Source organism: Streptomyces anatolicus (assembly GCF_019400875.1).
Classification (GTDB): domain Bacteria; phylum Actinomycetota; class Actinomycetes; order Streptomycetales; family Streptomycetaceae; genus Streptomyces; species Streptomyces anatolicus.
This window is the reverse complement of the sequence record NZ_WMBF01000636.1, coordinates 1-3173: the sequence shown is the minus strand read 5'-3', so window position 1 is coordinate 3173 and position 3173 is coordinate 1. Positions and strand designations below refer to the sequence as shown.

Annotated in this window: 5 protein-coding genes and 1 tRNA gene; 3 read left to right on the top strand and 3 right to left on the bottom strand. The window is 68.8% G+C overall.

Annotation, left to right across the window (positions count from 1 at the left end):
- Both GKQ77_RS30700 and GKQ77_RS30695 read right to left on the bottom strand, forming a co-directional pair.
- A partial coding sequence (locus tag GKQ77_RS30700; RefSeq protein WP_219692389.1) for a DUF397 domain-containing protein occupies positions 1 to 266 on the bottom strand: 266 nt, incomplete at its 3' end.
- The gene (locus GKQ77_RS30695) at positions 263 to 1117 is read right to left on the bottom strand and encodes a helix-turn-helix domain-containing protein (protein WP_308117835.1); all 855 of its coding nucleotides are present in this window, start codon (positions 1115 to 1117) and stop codon (positions 263 to 265) included. The genes GKQ77_RS30700 and GKQ77_RS30695, both read right to left, overlap by 4 nt.
- A 156-nt stretch (positions 1118 to 1273) precedes the next feature.
- Here GKQ77_RS30695 and GKQ77_RS30690 point away from each other — a divergent pair, with 156 nt between their 5' ends.
- A complete protein-coding gene (locus GKQ77_RS30690; protein WP_308117834.1) occupies positions 1274 to 1720 on the top strand; it encodes an ATP-binding protein in 447 nt (148 codons plus the stop codon).
- A gap of 1 nt (position 1721) precedes the next feature.
- Here GKQ77_RS30690 and GKQ77_RS30685 read toward each other — a convergent pair whose 3' ends face one another.
- Positions 1722 to 2270, bottom strand: a complete 549-nt coding sequence (locus GKQ77_RS30685; RefSeq protein WP_219692386.1) for a DinB family protein — start codon at positions 2268 to 2270, stop codon at positions 1722 to 1724.
- A 176-nt stretch (positions 2271 to 2446) separates the two neighbouring features.
- Between GKQ77_RS30685 and GKQ77_RS30680 the strand changes: the two genes are divergently transcribed.
- Together GKQ77_RS30680 and GKQ77_RS30675 are read left to right on the top strand one after the other, a co-directional pair.
- A tRNA-Cys gene (locus GKQ77_RS30680) sits at positions 2447 to 2518 on the top strand.
- A 125-nt stretch (positions 2519 to 2643) separates the two neighbouring features.
- A partial coding sequence (locus tag GKQ77_RS30675) for a hypothetical protein (RefSeq protein ID WP_219692385.1) occupies positions 2644 to 3173 on the top strand: 530 nt, incomplete at its 3' end.

The following is a 3173-nucleotide window of genomic DNA, read 5'->3' as shown; positions in this document are numbered from 1 at the left end:
GTCTTGGAGTCGCGGATGTGGATGGTGCGGGGGGTGGGGGCGGCGACTTCGACGCAGTCGCTGCCGTCGCCGCTGCTGCTGTAGCTGCTTTTGTGCCAGCCCTGGGCGACCTCTACGCAGTCCTCGCCGTTACTACTGCTGCTGTAGCTGCTCTTACGCCAGTCCAGGGCGACTTCGACGCAGTCCTCGCCGTTACTGCTGTCGCTGTAGCTGCTCTTGAACCACTCCAGCCCGGACGTGTCCTCAGCGAAGGCCTTGCGGATCATGTCTCTCCCAGCACTTGCTCGATGAAGGCCCGCGACTCTCTTGGCGTGAGGGCCTGAGCCCGGATGATTCCATACCGCAGTTCGAGAATACGGATCTGCTTCGGATCTGAGATCGGACGACCAGCGAACTCGTCGTCTGTACGCCCCATCGCCGTACCGTCCCCGAACTTGAGCACTTGGATCCGCCCACCCGTCCCGGGGTGGTCACCGCAGGAGGTCGGCATCACCTGGATCTCGACGTTCCGCAACTCCCCCACCTCCAAGAGGCGTTCGAGCTGCCGACGCAGGACCATTCTCCCCCCGATCGGGCGCCGCAGCGTCACCTCCTCCTGAACAAAGCTGAGCTCGGGCGCGGGTGACCGGCCAAAGATCGACTGGCGTGCCATTCGTGCCGCCACCAGCCTCTCCAGCTCCTCATCCGCATACGCGGGCCGCCGCGTGCCCAGCAGCGCCCGCGAGAACTCAACGGTCTGCAACAAACCATGGATGTTGTGGTTGCTGTAGAGGCACACCTCGACCGCCCGCTCCTCCAGCTTCGCCAGTTGCCGCACCTTCTTCGGGTACCTGGCCTCCCGCATCTTCTCCTTCATGGCGGAGACGAGCCCGTTTGCCCCCAGCACCTCATCGGCCATGTCCAGATACTCGGGCCGAGGAATCCGCGCCCCGCGCTCGATCTTGCGGACCATGTCCTCCCCGTAGCCGACCGCGTCGGCGAAGTCCGCGACGCGGAGCCCCGCCGCCTCCCTCCGCAGCTTCAGATGCTGGCCGACCATCTCGACCGCCGCGCTGATCTCGTCCTCGGGGTCGACGTCCCAACCGGGTTCATCCACACCGTCGTTGCGTTCTTCCACCGCGCCCACCTCCGACGTCCGACCAAGTCCAACGCGCACCCGTACCCGTACGTCACCCAAGACAGCCGAGACAACGCGGGACAAGGACGGGACAAACGCGGTACGCACAGCCGGAAGCACTGTTCACGGCGCACCCGTACGGCCACGCTGAGTGACGTGAACCAAGAAACCGCCGGGGCCGAAGCCCCTTCCCCCACGCTCCAGTTCGCGGCCCTGTTCTCCGCCACGCGACGCGGCGCCCGCCTTGCCCGGCTCCTGGCGCGGGAGCAACTGCGCAGATGGGACCGCCCGTACGAGACCGCGGAGCACATCGTCGCCGAGCTGGCGAACAACGCCGTGCTGCACGGCCACGTACCCGGCCGGAGCTTCCGGCTCGCCCTGAAGCTCACCGGCACGGACACGCTCCGTATCGAGGTGACGGACGCACGGGTGGACCGGAGTCCGCCGCCGCACCCCCGACACCCGTCCCTCGGCGAGGAGTCGGGCCGGGGCCTGCTCCTGGTCGAGGCGCTGGCCGACCGCTGGGGCACGGACCTGTGGCCGCCCTCGTGCGGCCCGTGCAAGACGGTCTGGGCGGAGCTGGACGCGCCGCGGCCGACATAGCTCAAGCCATGCTGAGGGCGCCGTCGAGGGACTCACGGATGATGTCCGCGTGCCCCGCGTGCTGCGCGGTCTCGCCGATGATGTGCAGCAGTGTCCGGCGGGCCGTCCACCGCGCTCCGGCCTCGAACCAGGGGGCTTCGGGGAGCGGGTGGGAGACGTCGAGGTCGGCCAGACCGCGCACCAACTCATCCGTGGTACGGGCGACTTCGGCGTACGCGTCCAGCACTCCGGCAAGCGTCTCGCCGGGCAGCATCCGGAACTCGTCGTTGCGCCGGGCCCAGTCGTCCTCGGTCATGTCGGTCACGTCGCCCAGGGCCGGAAGACCCTCCTGGATGAAGGCGACCCAGACCCGCTCGACCGAGGTGACGTGCTTGATGATGCCGCCGACGCACAGCTCGCTGGCGGTGCTGCGCAGGCCGGCCTGCTCGTCCGTGAGGTCGCGTGCCGTGCGGCGGAGCATGGTCCGGTGGTGGTCCAGCGCCTCCAGCAGGTCAGCGCGCTCGCCGGTGATCGCCGGCTGGTCGAAGGTCGTGGTGTCGGTTCCGGGCATGGTGGTGGCCGCCTTCCGTGGGTACCGCTCCGTAGGAACAAGCACCACGCTAGGAGGCGAATAGGCCAGGTCCCGACCTATATGAACGCGGCATGGCAGTCACATTGCGGGCCCAGCCGTTCCCTTGAGGCCTCGCGGCCGCCCCGGCTACGTTCGAGGAGTCAGGTCGACGACTTGGCCGTGTGCCCGAGTGGCTGAGGGGCTGGACTGCAAATCCAGTAACGCGGGTTCGATTCCCGCCACGGCCTCTGCATCCCGTGTTCGCGCACGCCTTCCGTGCCCGCGCATTGCCCGGTTACTCAGGTCCGCCCGCCCCTCCGACGCCACAATGGCGGAGGACGAGGCAGGGGGACCCACGGGCGAGAGGTGCCGGGTGGAGGCTACGGATTACATCGCGGTGGCGAGTTCCGCCGTGTCCAGCGGGGCCGTCGCCGTCGCCTGGTGGCAGGTGCGGGTCGCGAAGCACTCGACCGACGCCCAGACGGCACAGCTGCGGCAGCAGATGGCGCACGTCCTGGAGGAGCGGGACAAGGCGGACTGCCCGCAGTTCATCATGCAGGAGACCGAAGCCCGCCCCGGCGACGATCACGGCCTCGAAGTGGTCGCCCTCATCAAGCAGACCGCCGGTGCCCTCCTGAAAGAGGCCCGCGTCACCGTCCACCTCAACCACGAACCCGCCCACGTCGTCGGCGCGGGCGACGACGGCACCCTGGTGTGGCCGCACACCGGCCCCACCGCCGAGAAGCGGCTGACGCTCCGGGCGCCCACGGGACACCGCGGGCCGCTGGAGATCCGCGCCGACCTCACCTGCCACGAGGCGAGCGGCGACCGGACCTGGAAGTGCCGCGTCTTCGGGTACCCGCACGCCGAATGGGAACAGATCCTCGAAAGCATGGCGTCCCC

Bases quoted from the DNA above. Each gene is read 5' to 3' on its own strand.
- GKQ77_RS30685 (WP_219692386.1), bottom strand. From the start codon at position 2,270: ATGCCCGGAACCGACACCACGACCTTCGACCAGCCGGCGATCACCGGC.